13 protein-coding genes are annotated in these 16,586 nt (G+C 72.8%); 5 read left to right on the top strand and 8 right to left on the bottom strand.

Translation table 11 applies throughout. The features are described from left to right. Positions 1-26: 26 nt before the first annotated feature. The gene (locus AB0F77_RS01145; RefSeq protein ID WP_361939330.1) at positions 27-1,850 is read left to right on the top strand and encodes a phosphoenolpyruvate carboxykinase (GTP); all 1,824 of its coding nucleotides are present in this window, start codon (positions 27-29) and stop codon (positions 1,848-1,850) included. 434 nt (positions 1,851-2,284) lie between these two features. On the opposite strand, the gene AB0F77_RS01140 is transcribed toward AB0F77_RS01145, so the two are convergent. From AB0F77_RS01140 to AB0F77_RS01115, 6 genes are all read right to left on the bottom strand, one after another. After that, the gene (locus AB0F77_RS01140) at positions 2,285-2,887 is read right to left on the bottom strand and encodes a hypothetical protein (RefSeq protein WP_361939327.1); all 603 of its coding nucleotides are present in this window, start codon (positions 2,885-2,887) and stop codon (positions 2,285-2,287) included. Next, complete coding sequence (locus AB0F77_RS01135) at positions 2,874-4,415, bottom strand: VWA domain-containing protein (protein WP_361939324.1); 1,542 nt, start codon at positions 4,413-4,415, stop codon at positions 2,874-2,876. Before AB0F77_RS01135 ends, AB0F77_RS01140 begins: the two co-directional genes overlap by 14 nt. Beyond that, positions 4,412-5,626, bottom strand: coding sequence for a toxic anion resistance protein (locus AB0F77_RS01130; RefSeq protein WP_361939321.1), 1,215 nt, complete (start codon positions 5,624-5,626; stop codon positions 4,412-4,414). The genes AB0F77_RS01135 and AB0F77_RS01130 overlap by 4 nt, the downstream gene beginning before the upstream one ends. A gap of 15 nt (positions 5,627-5,641) precedes the next feature. Then, positions 5,642-6,715: a substrate-binding domain-containing protein gene (locus AB0F77_RS01125; RefSeq protein WP_361939318.1), complete on the bottom strand. Its 1,074-nt coding sequence runs from the start codon at positions 6,713-6,715 to the stop codon at positions 5,642-5,644. 139 nt (positions 6,716-6,854) lie between these two features. Beyond that, positions 6,855-7,277 carry a hypothetical protein gene (locus AB0F77_RS01120; protein ID WP_361939315.1) on the bottom strand — a complete coding sequence of 141 codons (423 nt, stop codon included), beginning with the start codon at positions 7,275-7,277 and terminating at the stop codon, positions 6,855-6,857. Between the two features lie 88 nt (positions 7,278-7,365). Beyond that, positions 7,366-8,577, bottom strand: a complete 1,212-nt coding sequence (locus AB0F77_RS01115; RefSeq protein ID WP_361939311.1) for a pyridoxal phosphate-dependent aminotransferase — start codon at positions 8,575-8,577, stop codon at positions 7,366-7,368. Between the two features lie 1,809 nt (positions 8,578-10,386). Between AB0F77_RS01115 and AB0F77_RS01110 the strand changes: the two genes are divergently transcribed. After that, a complete protein-coding gene (locus AB0F77_RS01110; protein ID WP_361939308.1) occupies positions 10,387-11,226 on the top strand; it encodes a serine protease in 840 nt (279 codons plus the stop codon). Between the two features lie 37 nt (positions 11,227-11,263). Here the strand turns inward: AB0F77_RS01110 and AB0F77_RS01105 are convergent, their stop codons facing one another. Together AB0F77_RS01105 and AB0F77_RS01100 are read right to left on the bottom strand one after the other, a co-directional pair. Continuing rightward, on the bottom strand, positions 11,264-12,874 hold the full coding sequence (locus AB0F77_RS01105; RefSeq protein WP_361939305.1) for a D-aminoacylase: 1,611 nt from the start codon (positions 12,872-12,874) through the stop codon (positions 11,264-11,266). An 11-nt stretch (positions 12,875-12,885) separates the two neighbouring features. Then, positions 12,886-14,154, bottom strand: coding sequence for an alanine racemase (locus AB0F77_RS01100; RefSeq protein ID WP_361939302.1), 1,269 nt, complete (start codon positions 14,152-14,154; stop codon positions 12,886-12,888). Positions 14,155-14,288: 134 nt separating this feature from the next. Here AB0F77_RS01100 and AB0F77_RS01095 point away from each other — a divergent pair, with 134 nt between their 5' ends. From AB0F77_RS01095 to AB0F77_RS01085, 3 genes are read left to right on the top strand one after another with little or no spacing between them, the layout of a single operon-like run. Further along, entirely contained in the window at positions 14,289-15,398 is a 1,110-nt protein-coding gene (locus AB0F77_RS01095; RefSeq protein ID WP_361939299.1) for a sugar kinase, read from the top strand. Beyond that, complete coding sequence (locus tag AB0F77_RS01090) at positions 15,395-16,159, top strand: IclR family transcriptional regulator (protein ID WP_361939296.1); 765 nt, start codon at positions 15,395-15,397, stop codon at positions 16,157-16,159. The genes AB0F77_RS01095 and AB0F77_RS01090 overlap by 4 nt, the downstream gene beginning before the upstream one ends. Next, a complete protein-coding gene (locus tag AB0F77_RS01085; protein WP_361939292.1) occupies positions 16,156-16,566 on the top strand; it encodes a RidA family protein in 411 nt (136 codons plus the stop codon). The genes AB0F77_RS01090 and AB0F77_RS01085 overlap by 4 nt, the downstream gene beginning before the upstream one ends. Positions 16,567-16,586 lie beyond the last annotated feature (20 nt).

Here is a 16,586-nt window from a genome sequence, read left to right as displayed (position 1 = left end):
ACAAAATCCCCCACTTAGGAGCAATCGTGGCGCGCGACATCGCGGCTCCCCCCGTCGTTCCCACCCACCACAAGGAACTGATCTCGTGGGTCAACGAGATCGCCGAACTGACGCAGCCGGACAGCGTGGTCTGGTGCGACGGATCCGAGGCCGAGTACGAGCGGCTGTGCGACCAACTGGTCGCCAAGGGCACGTTCAGGAAACTCGACCCGGTCAAGCGCCCCCACTCCTACTACGCGGCCTCCGACCCGACCGACGTCGCCCGGGTCGAGGACCGCACCTTCATCTGCTCCGAGAAGGAGGAGGACGCGGGCCCCACGAACCACTGGACCGACCCCGCCGAGATGCGCGAGGTCTTCACCGGTGAGCAGGGCGTCTTCCGCGGCTCGATGAAGGGCCGCACCATGTACGTCGTCCCGTTCTGCATGGGCCCGCTCGGCTCGGAACTGTCCGCGATCGGCGTGGAGATCACCGACTCCGCGTACGTCGCCGCCTCCATGCGCACCATGACCCGCATGGGACAGGACGTCCTCGACGAACTGGGCACGGACGGCTTCTTCGTGAAGGCCGTGCACTCCGTCGGCGCCCCGCTGGAGCCCGGCCGGGCGGACGTGCCCTGGCCCTGCAACTCCACCAAGTACATCTCGCACTTCCCCGAGACCCGCGAGATCTGGTCCTACGGCTCCGGCTACGGCGGCAACGCCCTGCTCGGCAAGAAGTGCTACGCCCTGCGCATCGCCTCCGTCATGGCGCGGGACGAGGGCTGGCTCGCCGAGCACATGCTGATCCTCAAACTCACGCCCCCGCAGGGCGAGTCGACGTACGTCGCGGCGGCCTTCCCGAGCGCGTGCGGCAAGACCAACCTCGCCATGCTGGAGCCGACGGTCTCCGGCTGGACGGTCGAGACGATCGGCGACGACATCGCCTGGATGCGGTTCGGCGAGGACGGCCGGCTGTACGCCATCAACCCCGAGGCCGGCTTCTTCGGCGTCGCGCCCGGCACCGGCGAGCACACCAACGCCAACGCGATGAAGACCCTGTGGGGCAACGCGGTCTTCACCAACGTCGCCCTCACCGACGACAACGACATCTGGTGGGAGGGCATGACGGAGGAGCTCCCGGCCCACCTCACCGACTGGAAGGGCAACGACTGGACGCCGGAGTCCGGGACGCCCGCCGCGCACCCCAACGCGCGCTTCACCGTGCCCGCCGCGCAGTGCCCGATCATCGCGCCCGAGTGGGAGGACCCCCGGGGCGTGCCGATTTCGGCGATCCTGTTCGGCGGACGGCGGGCCACCGCGGTGCCGCTGGTCACGGAGTCCTTCGACTGGAACCACGGGGTGTTCCTCGGCGCCAACGTGGCCTCCGAGAAGACCGCGGCGGCCGAGGGCAAGGTCGGGGAGCTGCGCCGCGACCCGTTCGCGATGCTGCCCTTCTGCGGCTACAACATGGGCGACTACATGGCCCACTGGATAGACGTGGCCAAGGACAAGGACCCGGCGAAGCTGCCGCGGATCTACTACGTCAACTGGTTCCGCAAGGACGACGCCGGCCGGTTCGTCTGGCCGGGCTTCGGCGAGAACAGCCGTGTCCTGAAGTGGATCGTGGAGCGGCTGGACGGCAGGGCCGAGGGCGTGGAGACCCCCATCGGCGTGCTGCCGACCCGCGCGGCGCTCGACACCGCCGGGCTCGACCTGGCCGACGCCGACCTGGACCTCCTCCTCACCGTCGACAAGGAGGTCTGGCGCGAGGAGGCCGCCCTGGTCCCCGACCACCTGAACACCTTCGGCGACCACACCCCGAAGGAACTGTGGGACGAGTACCGCTCCCTGGTCGGCCGCCTCGGCTGACCCCGCCCGGAAGACCCCGCGGCCGGTCACGCCCTGACCAGCGATCGTCACGACCGGCCGCGGCACACCGTTCGGCCCCGACACATCGCCGAACGGCGGCCCGCGTCCGAGCCGGGCGTGCCTTTCGAGGTCCGGCGCACCACCGGGTCCGGTACACACCGGAGCGACGGTGCGTCGGCGACGGCGGCGCGTCACCCGGCCTCGGCGCGTCGCCGAAGCGGGCTCCGGTCCGCAGGCCGACGCTCACCCCGGACCGCGCGCGTCCCGACCGGCGCGTGCCCGAAGGCGTGGGGCACGCCGTACCGGGGTGCCCCATGGACCGGCGAGGTCCGCACAACGACGTGCGGGCCCCGGGCCCGCCGTCGTGCTGTCCGTCCGCCCCGGCGGGCGGCGCGGCGGCGGGCCCTCGCCGTCGAAGGGCCGTCCGGCCGGGGCTACTTGGAGCGGTCCTCCAGATAGCGGGTGTGGGTCTCCTGGCGGCGGGCCTCCGCCTCGCGTAGGGCCGAGGCCAGCCGGTCCGCCTCCTCGTGCAGCAGCGTGAGCTGGCGTTCGAGATGGCGCTCCGGGGGCTCCTGGCCGGGCGTGAGCCGGGTCCACCAGCGGGTGCGGACGAACGCGTCGACCGCCTCCGGGATGTCCTGACGCACCGCCCGCGACAGCGTGTGCACCCCGTCCGGGTCCTGGCCGAGCAGATCGGCGGACCAGCCCGGGTCCAGCAACGCGCCGAGCAGATCGGTGAGTTCGGTCAGCCGCCCCGCGGCGGCCGGCGGCAGCTCCACGTCCGCGAGATAGGTCCGCAGCCGCTCGAAGTCCTCCCGCACCTCGTCGAGCTGCGCCGACGGGTCGGGGAAGTCCGGCAGCGCGGGCCGCTCCGGCGGGGCGATCAGCGCGCCCGCGCCGTACAGCCCCGCCACCACGACCGGCCAGTACGCGCCGGCCACGCCCGCGAAGGTGAGCCCCAGACCGGCCAGCCCGCAGACCGCGCCCGTCAGGTTCTTGCGGGACTCCAGATAGCCGAGGACCTTACTGGTAGCCACGGATCTCCTCGAAGGCGCCGTCGAGCGAGCCCTTTTGGGCGTCGAAGAGACGGCCGCCGGTCAGCTCGGCGATGTGCTCCAGTTCGGCCCGGTCGGAGTCGCCGAACAGGATGGGGAACACCGGGGTCTCCCGCGCGGCGGGAGCGAGCCCGCCGTAGAAGCGGTCGAAGTCCCCGGCCTCGGCGCCGGTCGTGTTCTCGCCGTCCGTCATCAGCACGATCGACGTGAACGTGTCCTGCCCGCCGCCCAGATGCTCGTACGCCTTCTCCAGCGACGTGTAGATCGCGGTGTCGCCCTGCGCCGTCAGCGTGTCCGTGTCCTCGCGGATCGCGGACAGGCCCCGCTGCGGGTCGGAGGGGCTGACGACATGGGTGCGCACGCTCTTCACGTCCGAGCCGAACGGCATCAGCGTGACCTCCTCGCGCTGCCGGAAGTCCCCGGTCAGCCCGGTGAGCGCCGCCTTCAGCCGGTCGAGGCGGTCACCGCGCATCGAACCCGAGGTGTCGAGGACGTACACCGTCCGCGAGGGCCGGCGCAGCTTGTTCTCGTACGAGTCGAGCAGGCCGTCGGCGACGGAACGGCTGCCGGGGAAGGGCAGTTCGCGCCGCCGGCCGGTGTCCAGGCCGCTCGCGGGCGCCACGGAGGGCACGACCGGGCGCCGGTGCGTGCGCTCGGTGATCAGCCGCTGCACGGCGTCCGTGCGCAGCGCCTGCGTGAGCCGCCGCACCTCGTCACGGGTCGCGGCGTCGGTGGCGGCGAGGGAGGTGAGCGGATAGTCGGCGGTGACCACGCCGTCGCGGGGGCGGATCACGGTGAGGCCCGGGACGCCCTTGAGGACGGACTCGTAGTTGAGCATCGCGTCCACGTTGCCGCGCCGCGCGTACGCCTGCGCCAGCCAGCCCGACGAACCCGACGTGAGCTTCTGCCCCTTGAAGAACTCCTTCAGCCGGGGCGTCGCCTTCGCCACGTCCGCGTCGGTGAGCGCCGACTGGGCGCCGGAGAGCGCGGAGGCCACCGAGATCAGCGTGGAGAAGCCGGAGTTGGAGCGCGCCGGATCGGTCATGCCGTAGGTCAGCCGCCCCTTCTGGACGGCCTCCTCGATCTGGGACCAGGTGACGTCCTCGGGCTTCCAGCGCAGCCGCTCCAGCACCTCGGTGCGCACGCCGATGGCGACCGGACTTGACATGATCGGCGTCTCGGACACGATCTTCTTCGCCGCGTCCGGGCGCAGCCGCAGATAGTCGTCGGACGACAGCCACAGGGCGTCGTACCGGCCGTCCGTGCCGCCCTTGGCGACCAGGTCGACCGCGTCGAGCGTCCCCATGTAGGTGGGCCGGACGGTGATCCCGGTGTCCTTCCTGACCTGGTCCAGGACCGGTGTCATGTCGCTCAGCTCGCTGGAGGCGAGGACGCGCAGGGTGCCGGGCGCGGGCGCGGTGCCGTCGGGATCGGCGGCCCGGTGCTCCTGGGAGGTGCAGGCGGTGAGCAGGGCGGCGACCGCCGCGAGGGCCGCGAGGCGGCGTCTCATGCGAGCCCTCCGTCCAGCGGGCCGCGCGCCCGGCTGCGCTCCAGATAGGCGCTGGCGTTCCGGAGTTCGGCGGTGAGGTTGTCCACGGTCGTCGCCATCGCCTCGGTCGCCTGGACCTTGTACGTGTCGATCGCGTCCAGCGTCTGGTAGATCTGCTGGAACGCGGCGCGCAGCGTCTCGGCGCCCACGGCCGGGTCGGCGGCGATGCGCTGGATCTCCCCGCTCTGCGTGGCGAGCATCTCGGCGTTGCCGCGGATCAGGTCCTCGGTGGTGCCGCGCAACGCGTTGACCTGCTCGATGACCTTCTTCTGGTTGTCGAGGGCCGAGGCCAGCATCACGGAGATGCGCAGCGCCGACACGGTGGTGGTGGCCGCGCGGTCCACGCCCTTGATCAGCTCGTCGTTGTTGCGCCGGACGACGTCCATGGCGAGATAGCCCTGCGCGCACACCGCGAGCTGGGTCAGCAGGTCCTGGTGCTTCTGCCGGACGGGGAAGAGGACGTCCGCGCGCAGGCCGTCGGCCTGCTGGGGGTCGCTCGCCCCGACACCGGCGACGTGCTGCTCGACCGCCGTGTCCAGGGCCTCGGTGAGCACGACGTACTCCTGGAGCTTGCCCATGGTCTCCCACAGGCGCACCCGCTCGGTCTGGAGGGCCGCGTTGTCGCGGCGCAGTTCGTCCTGGCCGCCGCGGAGGGAGCCCACGATCTTGTTCAGCGTGCCCTGCGCGGAGGCGTACTTGGCGACGTGGTCGCGCAGCCTGTTGCCGCCGGGCAGCCGGGACAGGAACTTGCGGCTCTTGCCCGCGGGCAGGTCGCGCGGGTCCAGGTCCTCGACGACCCGCCGGAGTTCGACGAGCGACCCGGCCACCCGGCCCTGCGCGTCCTGCCCCTTGCCGGGCAGGCTGCGCACGGTGCGTTCCAGCATCCGGTTGGACTGCTGGGCCGCCGACCGCATGTCGCCGGAGCCGAGGGCGGTGATCTCGCCGACCTTGCCGGCGAACTCGGGCGAGCGGGCGTCCAGGGCGGCGAGGTCGGCGACGTAGGCGGCGGCCTTGTGCGCCATGTCGGTGCGGACGCCGTCGTCGACCGGGACGAGCCCGCCGGCCTTGTCCCGCGGCACGGGCGCGACGGCCTCGGGCGGGGTCAGGGTGAACACGTCCTCACCGCTGAGGGTGTGGCCGCTGCTGTTCTGACTGGTGTTGTAGCTGGTCATCCGTGGTTTCCCCCGTCATCCGCGCGCCCGGCGGGCCATCTCGTGCAGCACCGCGGAGGTGGGCACGGGCGCCTGCCGGACGCCGGTCAGCGTCTGGTTGAGGTACGAGGTGTACGGGGCCGTGGCCGAGGTGAACTCGGCGGCGTCGCCCTGCGGCCGGAACCCGTGCCGTACGGCGAGGGCGCGCAGGGCCGGATCGGTGGCGAGGAGTTCACCGAGGTGGCGGCCCGTCTGGGTGAGCGGTACGACGGTGTGGTCGCTGGTGGCCGTGGTGTCCGGGTAGAGCACGGTGAGGTCGCCGGCGTCCTGCCGGTCGATCAGCAGCGAGGCGACCTGGGACTCGTAGACCAGGACCAGCGGGTTCCCGGCGCCGCTGACGAAGTCCCGGAAGGGCGCGTCCGAGCTGGACTGCTGGGCGCCCTGGACGCTGATCAGCTTGTGCAGCAGGGGCGCGGTGCGGTCCACGTCGGCGTCGCTCGCCACGACCTTGCCGCCCTGGGCGACGTAGGAGGCGGCGGCGAGGTAGAGGGCGCCGGAGTTGGAGGTCTCCGGGTCGGTGCTCGCGATGTAGAGCGTGCCGGTCAGCTCGCCGTACTTGCCGCTGCCCTTGAGCTGCTGCCAGGTCCGGTCGTGCCGGGCGGCGTCGAGGTAGGCGTCCATCTTCAGCACGCCCCGGTTGTGGTCCAGGGTGGCCAGGCCGCCCGCGGCGAGCACCTCGGCGGCGCTGCGGTGGGCGACCACGACGAGCGGCGAGTAGAAGGGCCTCGGAAGCGGCTGCCGCACGTGGTACTTGGCGGCGATCGCGTCGGCGGGTGCCTGGCTGGAGGGGAACGCGAGGTCGAACCCCTTGAGGTCCAGTCCCTCCATCGCCCAGGACCCGGAGGTCTCCGTCCGCACGGTGTAGCCCTTGGCGGCGAGGGCCTTCACCACGGCCGGATCGGCGAAGAAGTCGGCCTTCTCCGAACCGATCACCGCACGCACGGTCTTCGTTGCCGTGCCCTTGTCCCCGTCCTGCCGGCCTGCGACGACGGCTGCCACCACGCCGCCGATCAGCAGCACCGCGAGGATGATTCCTGCGATACGTCTCACGCCGGGGAGCGTGCTCCCGGAACCCAACATTCCCCGGCGAGCGAAGTGAACGGGGAGTGTCGGACCGATCCCGTTATGCAACGGGAATCAGCCACTCCGTATGGCCCGCGGGGCTGGGCTTTCTTCCGTGACGGGCGGGTCAGTGGGTGGCGCTCAGCTCCTTGGGGTCCGTGAGGGCCGCGGCGTGGGCGTCCATGCGCTGCGCCGAGAGGATCGCCGCCGCCGTGTCGGCGCGGGACGCCGCGACGACGAGGGCGCGTCCGGCGAGCGCGTGGGCGCGCCGGTGGAGGCCCGCGGCGCGCGGACCGGTGGTGCCCGCGGCGCGGACCGGCATCCGGCCTCCCCGCAGTCTGGCCACCTGCTCGGTGAGCCGTGTGGCCGCCGCGTCCAGCTCGGACGACGGCGTCACCACTCGCAGTTCGTCGGTGACGGCGAGCAGCGCCGCGAGGTGTCCGGCGAGCTGGATGTCCAGCTCCTCCTCGCGGGAGCGGTGGGGGAAGTCGGAGGCGGCGGTCGGCAGGGGGGTGCTGTGGACCGACTTGGTGCGGATCGGTTCGTACATGGGGACGGCCTCCTGTGCTCTGACAGGAAGCCATCCTAGCTTAGATTTCGTCTAAAATTGACCCCGGTCACGGAGCGCGCTCCGGCGGTCACGGCTGGCCGTAACCGTCCAGGAAGGCGCCGATCCGGGTCACCGCGTCGCGCAGGTCACCGACCGTCGGCAGGGTCACCACCCGGAAGTGGTCCGGCTCCGGCCAGTTGAAGCCGGTGCCGTGGACGACCATGATCTTCTCCTGGCGCAACAGGTCCAGGACCATCCGGCGGTCGTCCTTGATCTTGAAGACCTCGGGGTCCAGGCGCGGGAAGAGGTACAGCGCGCCCTTCGGCCGGACGCACGTCACCCCGGGGATGCGGGTGAGCAGGTCGTAGGCGACGTCCATCTGCTCCTTGAGTCGGCCGCCCGGAAGCACCAGGTCGTCGATCGTCTGGCGGCCGCTCAGCGCGGCCACCACGCCGTGCTGCCCCGGCATGTTGGCGCACAGGCGCATGTTCGCCAGGATCGTCAGGCCCTCGATGTAGGAGTCGGCGTGCGCGCGCGGCCCGGACACCGACATCCAGCCCACGCGGTAGCCGGCCACCCGGTACGCCTTCGACATGCCGTTGAAGGTGAGGGTGAGCAGGTCCGGGGCCACCGCCGCGGTGGGGGTGTGGGTCGCGCCGTCGTAGAGGATCTTGTCGTAGATCTCGTCCGAGCAGAGCAGCAGGTTGTGGCGGCGGGCGATGTCGGTGAGGCCCTTGAGCATCGCCTCGTCGTACACCGCGCCCGTCGGGTTGTTGGGGTTGATGATGACGAGCGCCTTGGTGCGGTCGGTGACCTTGCGCTCGATGTCGGCGAGGTCGGGCATCCAGTCGGACTGCTCGTCGCAGCGGTAGTGCACCGCCGTGCCGCCGGACAGGGAGACCGCGGCCGTCCACAGCGGGTAGTCCGGCGCCGGCACCAGGACCTCGTCGCCGTCGTCCAGCAGGCCCTGCATCGCCATCACGATCAGCTCGGAGACGCCGTTGCCGATGAAGACGTGCTCGACGTCCGTCTCGATGCCGATGGTCTGGTTGTGCATGACGACCGCCCGGCGGGCGGCGAGCAGGCCCTTGGCGTCGCCGTAGCCGTGTGCCGTGGAGACGTTGCGGAGTATGTCCTCCAGGATCTCGGGCGGGCACTCGAAGCCGAACGCCGCCGGGTTGCCCGTGTTCAGCTTGAGGATGCGGTGGCCGGCCGCTTCCAGCCGCATCGCCTCCTCGAGCACTGGGCCCCGGATCTCGTAACAGACGTTGGCGAGCTTCGTCGACTGGATCACCTGCATGACGGTGAGCTTACGGCCGGGTAATGCCACTCGGGTCGTGTTTTCCACCACGTGAGACGGAGTGTTTTGGACTGTTATCGCCGGTAGCTGTCCCGGTGCCCCACCCGTACCTACAATGCGCGCCCATGCCCAGGCACGCTCGCGACGACGACGGCGGGGCGTACGGCGAGGCCCAGGGGGCGCCGCACGTCTACCTCCCGCAGGCCGCACCGACCCCCGCGTACGAGGAGTACGACGACCCGGCAGCCGCACACGGCTGGCAGACGGCGTACGACGAAACGACCCCCCTCCCACGGTTGCCCGACGGCGTCCTGGCCGGTTTGAGGGTTGGCCGACCACCCGGGGCCGGACCGGTCCCCGGGGACGGGCCGACGTCAGGGGTTGGGTCGGTGCCCGGGGACGGGCTGGTACCGGGGGTCGGATCGGTGCCCGGGTACGGGTCGGTGCCGGGGCCCGGGGCCGGGCCGGGCGTGCCGACGGGTGGGTTCACAGTGCCCGACGGCGGTGCGGTGGTGGCTTGGGGCGGGTCTTCGGCTTCGTGGGACGGGGCGGCGGTGCTCGGGGGCGAACCGGCTGTGCCGTGGGACGGGGCGGCGGCATCCGGGGAGGGGCCGTTGGTGTCCGCGGGCCGGGTGGTGGCGCTCGGAGGTGGATCGGCTGTGCCGGGGGGTGAGCCGTGGGCGCCCGGAGACGGGTCGGCGGTACCGGGGTACGAGACGGTGGCGTCTGCCGGCGGGTGGGTGGCATCCGGGGGCGGGCCGGCCGTGCCTGAGGGCGGGGCGTGGGCGTCCGGGGACGGGTTGGCGGTGCCGCGGGGCGGGGCAGCGGTGTTTTCCGGTGGGTTGTCGGTGTCCGGGGGCGGGTCGGCCTTGTCTGGGGGTGAGCCATGGGCGTCCGGGGACGGGTTGGCGGTGCTGGGGGACGGGTCGGCGGTGTTTTCCGGTGGGCTGTCGGTGTCCGGGGACGGGCTGGCCTCGTCTGGGGGTGAGCCATGGGCGTCCGGGGATCGGTTGCCGGTGCCGGGGGACGGGGCGTCGGCGCCCGGTGCTGGGGCGGTGGTTCTCGGGGGTGGACACCCGGGTTCCGGCGGCGGATCGGCGGTGCCTGAGGGTGGGGCGGCGGTGCTGGGTGGTGGGGCCGTGGTGGTTCGGGATGGGGCTTCGGTTTCTGTGGGCGGGGTGGTGGTGCCGGGGGACGGGGCCGTGATGCCCGCGGGCGGGTCGGTGGCGGGTGTGGGTGGGGTGTTGGTGCCTGTGGGTGGGCGGGGGGCCGTGCGGCGGGGGCGGGGAACCGTTCGGCGGCGGCGGTTTGTCGTGGGTGGGGCCGTGGGGGCCGCTGCGCTGGCCGCGGTGGTCGCCGGGCTCTCCTTCTCCGGGGGGTCGTCCGGCGAGCGGCAGGGCGGCGCAGAGCGGAACGGGCCGAGTGCCCAGGATCCCGGGACACCATCGGCCGACCGCTCGTCGGACGCGGCGTCGGCCACCGGTGCCGCCACCGGCGCGCCCGCGTCGGGCGTGCCCGCCGAGGCGCCCGTGACCAAGGCCGCGAGCACCCCGACCCGGTCGGCCGGCACCACCACCGCCCCCTCGCCCGGCCCCTCCTCCGCGCCGCCCACCGCGACCGCGTCGGACGGTCCGGGCGGGTCCCCGGGACGGGGCAGAAGCCATGGCAGAGGGCCCAAACAAGGCTGACGGAGGGCGAGTTGTCCAGGTGAGGGCTTCTTGTGGCCGTCCCCCGCGCACATCAAAATGTGCATGACAAGACGGCGCCCGGAAGATCTCCGGCCGCTCGTGTCAGCAGAGGGGACCCCACATGAACAAGCCTCTCCTTGCCGTGCTCGCCGCCCTGGTCGTCTCCGGGACGGGCGTGGCCCCCGCGGTCGCCGCGCCCACCGCACAGCGGCCGGCCCCCACGATCCAGGCGGTGAACTTCGCCGGCACGGTGGCGCTCAGCAACTGCTCGGGCTCCGTCGTCCGTCTCCCGAACTCCGCGGACTCCGACCCCGCGCTGGTCATGACGAACGGCCACTGCCTGGAGACCGGCTTCCCGGAGCCCGGCGAGGTCATCGTCGGCCAGGCGTCCAGCCGTACCTTCGGCCTGCTGAACGCCTCCGCCACCCGCGTCGGGACCCTGCGCGCCAACCGGGTCGTGTACTCGACGATGACCGACACGGACGTCACGCTCTACCAGCTCACCAGCACCTACGCGCAGATCAGGAGCTCCTACGGCATCAACGCGCTGCCCCTGAGCGACACCCACCCGGTCGCCGGCACCGCGATCACGGTGGTCTCCGGCTACTGGAAGGAGACCTACAGCTGCGCCATCGACGGCTTCGTGCCGCAGCTGAAGGAGGGCGACTGGACCTGGAAGGACTCGCTCCGCTATACCTCCGCCTGCCAGACCATCGGCGGCACCTCGGGCTCCCCGGTGGTCGACGACGCGACCGGCAAGGTCGTCGCCGTCAACAACACCGGCAACGAGGACGGCCAGCGCTGCACGCTGAACAACCCGTGCGAGGTCGACGCCAACGGCAACGTGACCGTCCGCCAGGGCATCAACTACGCCGAGCAGACGTACACCATCCCGGCCTGCTTCACCACGGGCAACCGCCTGGACCTCAGCCGCCCGGCCTGCACCCTGCCCAAGCCCTAGCAGCAGGGCGGGGGCGGGTGCCGGGGCCGGCCCGGTGTCATACGGGCGTGCGGCGGACCGACCGGCCCGGGAGGGCGTCCGTGCGGCGGCCGTCCTCGATCACGAAGCGGCCGTCGACCAGCACGTGCGGAATGCCGGTCGGCAGCGTGCGCGGCCGCTCGAAGGTGGCGCCCGCCGCGACCGTCCCCGGGTCGAACAGCACCAGGTCGGCGCGGTACCCCTCACGCACCGTGCCCCGGTCCGGCAGCCGCAGCCGGGCCGCGGGCCGCGCGGTCAGCCGGGCCACGCACTCCTCCAGGGACAGCACCCCCAACTCCCGCACGTAGTGGCCGAGATAGTGCGGGAAGGTGCCGTACGCCCGCGGATGCGGCTTCGCGCCCTGGAGGATGCCGTCCGAGCCGCCCGTGTGCGCAGGGTGCCGCATGATCGCGCGGACGTTCTCCTCGTGGCCGACGTGCTGGAGGATCGTCGTGCCCAGCCGGTCCTCGACCAGCAGCCGGCGGGCGGTCGTCCAGGGGGCCTCCCCGCGCAGCCGCGCCGACTCGCGCACCGTACGGCCGACATGGTCGGCGAGGGACGGCTCGCTCACGCCCGAGATCTCGACGGTGTCCCACTCCACGGGCACCCCGTGACAGCCGTCCGAGCCGACGACCTCCAGGTGGTGCCGGACGCGCTCGGCGCTCTCCTCGTCGGTGAGCCGGGCCAGGATCTCCCGCGGGCCGCCCTCGCTCGCCCAACTCGGCAGCAGGGCGGCAAGCGTGGTGCAGCCGGGGGTGTAGGGGTAGGTGTCGAGACTGATGTCGGCGCCCGCGGCCAGCGCCTCGTCCAGCAGGGCCAGCAGCTCCGGCGCGCGGCCCCGGTTCACGCCGAAGTTCATGGTGGCGTGGGCGAGGTGCAGCGCGCAGCCGGCCTCCCGGGTCAGCGCCACCATCTCGGCGTACGCCTCCAGGGCGCCCGCGCCGTACGACCGGTGGTGCGGGCAGTAGTAGCCGCCGTGGCGCGCCACCACCCGGCACAGCTCGGTCAGTTCGGCGTCGCCCGCGTACATGCCGGGGGTGTAGGTGAGCCCGGACGACATGCCGACCGCGCCCTGTTCCAGGCCCTCCGCGACCAGTTGCCGCATCCGGTCCAGCTCGGCGGGCGTGGCCGGGCGGTCCTCCCAGCCGACGGCGAGCGCGCGGACCGTGCCCTGCGGGACCAGATAGGCCGCGTTGACGGCGATGCCCCGGTCGAGCCGGTCCAGGTACTCGCCGACCGAGCGCCAGTCGAAGTCGACGTCGTCGCCGTACCCGTTCCAGCCGGTGATCGCCCGGCGCACCTCCTCCAGGGTGCGGTCGTCGACCGGGGCGTACGACAGCCCGTCCTGGCCGACGACCTCCAGCGTCACCCCCTGCGCGGCCTTCGCGCTGTGGTCCGGGTCGCGCAGCAGCGCCAGGTCGCTGTGGGCGTGCATGTCGATGAATCCGGGCGCGAGGACCAGGCCCTCCGCGTCCAGCTCCCGCACGGCCGTGGGGCGCTGGCACCCGGCGGCCGCGGCCTCCCGCACGATCGCGACGATCCTGCCGTCGTCGACCACCACGTCGGCGCGGTACGCGGGAGCGCCCGTGCCGTCCACCACGTCGGCGTCCCGGATGACGAGGTCCTCCACGGCGCTGCCTCCTAGAAGAACGTACGGATGTAGTCGACGACCGTGCCGTCCGCCTCGGCCAGCGGGATCAGCTGCCACTTGTCGAAGGACGTGCACGGGTGGGACAGCCCGAGGCCGATCCAGTCGCCGACCGCCACGTCGGCCTCCGGGGCGGTGGCGAGCCAGGTGTGCTGGTCCGACAGGGCGGTCACCGAGACGCCGGCCGCCGGGCGTTCGGCGCCGTCCCGGCGCAGCACCTGGGCGAACGGCAGGTGCAGGTCGTACGCCGCGTCCCGCTTGCCCGCGTTGGCGAACGCCTGGCCGGGGGAGGGGCGGGAGACGATCTGCGCCCAGAGCCGGAACGCGGGCTCCAGCGCGCCCTCCTCCGGGACCCGGTTGAAGGGGGTCAGCTCGCGGTAGTGGCCGTCGTCGTGCGAGACGTAGGCGCCCGAGCGCAGCAGCTTCAGCACGGGCAGGGAGAGGCCGGGGACACCGGCGAACACGTCGGCGACGGCGTCGAACCAGGCGCTGCCGCCCGCGCTCACCACGATCTCCTCCGCCCCGGCGAACCGGCCCGCCGCGTCGAGGCCGGTGGCCAGTGCCACCAGCCGGGTGAGCCAGGCCCGCACCCGCTCCGGGTCCGGGTCCGGCACCTCGCCCTCGTAGCCCGCGACGCCCACCAGCCGCAGCGCCCGCGCCGCGGCCACCGCGTCGGCCACCGCCGCGCACTCCGCCTCCGTGCGCGCGCCGGTCCGCGCGCCCTCGCCCGCGGCCAGTTCGACCACCACGTCCACCGGGCGGGCGGCGCCCGCGAGCGCCGCGTCCATCAGCTCGACGCCGCGCACGGAGTCGACGTAGCAGACGAAGCGGAAGTCCGGGTCGGTGGCGAGCTCGGCGGCGATCCAGCGCAGCGCCGGCGCGTCCACGAGTTCATTGGCGAGGAAGATCCGCCCGACCCCGAACGCCCGTGCCACCCGCACCTGGTGGGGGACGGCGAGGGTGATCCCCCAGGCGCCGCGCTCCAGTTGGCGGTGGAACAGCTGCGGTGCCATGGAGGTCTTGCCGTGCGGGGCGAAGGCGAGGCCGTGCCGGGCGGCGTACGTCTCCATCAGACCCAGGTTGTGCTCCAGGCGCTCGGCGGACAGCGCGAGCACGGGCGAGGTGAAGCCGTCCGTGAACAGATTGCGGCGCTGGGCGGCGAGTTCGGCGACGGTCAGGCCCGCGGCGTCCGGCGGGAGGCCCTTGAAGCGATGGTCGACATGGTCCTCGGCCAGGCGGGAGAGCGCCTCCGTGCTGCTCATGGGACCTCCTGATCTGGGTCGTTGCGAATCATGCAACGTCCATTGCGTATGTCGCTCACTGCTGTCTAACATCTCGGCCAACACGGGGTCAACGGAGCCGCCGCGACCCGCCCGACCGAGGAGCCAACACCATCGTGACCGCCAACGGACCCGGCGACGCCCCCGGCGTCGTGGACGTCGTCGCGCTCGGCGAGTCCATGGTCACGTTCCTTCCCTCCCGGCCCGGCCGACTCGCCGACGTGCCCTCCTTCGACCGCGGCATCGGCGGCGCCGAGTCCAACGTCGCCTGTGTGCTCGCCGCCGCCGGCCACTCCACCCGCTGGGTCAGCCGGGTCGGCGCGGACGGCTTCGGCGACCACCTGGTGGAGACGATCGCGGGGTACGGCGTCGACGTCGGCTCGGTGCGCCGGGACCGGGCGCGGCCGACGGGCGTGTACTTCCGCACCGCAGGGGACCGGGCCGGCGACGCGCACGAGGTGGCGTACTACCGGACGGGCTCGGCGGCCTCGGCGATGCGACCGGGCTCCGTGGACCTCGCGGCGGTGCGGGCCGGCCGGATCCTCCACCTGTCCGGCATCACGGCGGCGCTCTCCGAGGGGTGCCTGGCCCTCCTGCGCGAACTCGTGCGCCCCCGCCCCGGCCGCCCGGTCGTCAGCTTCGACGTCAACCACCGCCCCGGCCTCTGGCGCGACACCTCGGGCGGCCGTCTCCTCCTGGACCTGGCCCGCACGGCCGACATCGTCTTCGTGGGCCGGGACGAGGCGGAGGAGGCGTGGGGACTGAAGGGCGACGCCCAACGCATCCGCGACCTCCTGCCGGAACCGGGCGTGCTGGTGGTGAAGGACGGCGAACGGGGAGCGACGGCGTTCGAGGGCCATGGGTCCCGCCGTCCCCCGGGCCGCGGTGCCGCCCCGGCGACGGACGCCCGGTCCGACACCCCGCCCGTGAAGACGCACGTCCCGTCCCTGTCGGTCGAGGTCAGCGCCGCGACCGGCGCGGGCGACGCCTTCGCCGCCGGCTTCCTCTCCGCCACCCTCCGCGGCCTGCCCGCCAGGGACCGCCTCCGGCACGGCCACCTCATGGCCGCCGCCGCCCTCACCGCCCCCGGCGACCTCGCCGCACCCCCGTCCCGCGACCACGCCGACCGCCTGGCGGCCCTGGACGACGACGCGTGGGGGAGACTTCGACTCGGCCCCGGCTGGACACAGGCCGGTCAGGCCCCGGAGGAGGTACGCACCCCATGAGTCAGACCGTCGACCGCGCACTGAGCATCCTGCCGTTGCTCGCGGAGGGCCCCGCCGACCTCGGCCAGGTCGCCGACCGCCTCGGCGTCCACAAGTCCACCGCGCTGCGCCTCCTCCGCACCCTGCACGAACACGGCCTGGTCTACCGCCAGTCCGACCAGCGCTACCGCCTCGGCGCCCGCCTCTTCGCCCTCGCCCAGGAGGCGATGGAGAACCTCGACATCCGCGAGATCGCCCACCCCCACCTCGTACGCCTCAACGAGCGGACCGGGCACACCGTCCACCTCGCCGTGTACGAGGAGAACGAGGTGCTCTACATCGACAAGGTCGAGAGCCGCTACCCCGTACGGATGTACTCGCGCATCGGCAAGCCCGTCGCGATCACCGTCGCCGCCGTCGCCAAACTGCTCCTCGCCGACCTCCCCGAGGCCGAGCGCCACACCCTCGCGGAGAAGCTCGACTACCCGATGTACACGGCCCGTTCCACCCCCAACGCCCCCGCCTTCCTGCGGGAGCTGGACAAGGTCCGCGAACAGGGCTGGGCCACCGACCTCGGCGGCCACGAGGAGTCCATCAACTGCGTGGCCGCACCGATCCGCGGCGCCGACGGACGGGTCGTCGCCGCCATGTCCGTCTCCGCGCCCAACGTCGTCGTCACCGCCGACGAACTCCTCACCCTGCTCCCGCAGGTGCGCCGTACCGCGGACGCCGTCAGCGGCGAGTACTCCGGCAGAACTCCAGTGAAGGACACCCCCGCATGACCGAGAAGACCGCGCTCACCCCGAAGACCCACACCACCCCGCCCGCCAGGTTCTCCCACGGGGTGCGGAAGGGGAACGTCCTCCAGGTCGCCGGTCAGGTCGGGTTCCTCCCCGCCGAGAAGGGCAGGCCGCCGACGCCCGCCGGGCCCACCCTGCGCGAGCAGACCCTCCAGACCCTCGCCAACGTCAAGGCGATCCTGGAGGAGGGCGGCGCGAGCTGGGACGACGCGGTGATGATCCGTGTCTATCTGACCGACGTCGACCACTTCGCCGAGATGAACGGCATCTACAACACCTACTTCGAGGAGCAGGGCCTCACCCAGCCGCCCGCCGCGCGCACGACGGTCTACGTCGGTCTGCCCGCGGGGCTCCTCATCGAGATCGACGCGCTGGCCGTACTCGGCTGACGGTCCCTCGAACCCCGCAC

It is taken from the genome of Streptomyces sp. NPDC026672, from assembly GCF_040638185.1.
Taxonomy (GTDB): Bacteria; Actinomycetota; Actinomycetes; order Streptomycetales; family Streptomycetaceae; genus Streptomyces.
Note: the sequence above shows the minus strand (reverse complement) of the source record. Positions and strands in the feature narration are given on the sequence as shown.